Source organism: Caulobacter sp. CCH9-E1 (genome assembly GCF_001556515.1).
GTDB lineage: Bacteria > Pseudomonadota > Alphaproteobacteria > Caulobacterales > Caulobacteraceae > Caulobacter.
The window spans coordinates 1-233 of the sequence record NZ_LSJA01000316.1 but is presented as its reverse complement, the minus strand read 5'-3'; the positions used below and the strand labels follow the sequence as shown (position 1 = coordinate 233).

At 63.5% G+C, this 233-nt stretch carries 1 protein-coding gene; it reads right to left on the bottom strand.

Features of this window, described 5'->3' with window-relative positions:
- Nucleotides 1-233 (bottom strand): efflux RND transporter permease subunit (locus AX690_RS17860; protein WP_156449720.1); only part of this gene is annotated, 233 nt, incomplete at both ends.

Here is a 233-nt window from a genome sequence, read left to right as displayed (position 1 = left end):
ATGAAGCCGTCCGAGGCGTTGGGCGGCATCGGGTCGGTGGCGACCTCGGCCGTGCCGGTCTTGGAGAACATCATCTCCACTTCAGGCAGGGACGAGACGTTCTTTTCGACCTGGCGCTGCATGGTCAGCGACTGTTCGAGCGCCGTCGACGGGATCTTCAGCGAGCCCATGGCGACGTTCTTTTCGTCGAGCTGCGGGATGAACTCCTGGCCCAGCGTCGTGTAGACCACGCC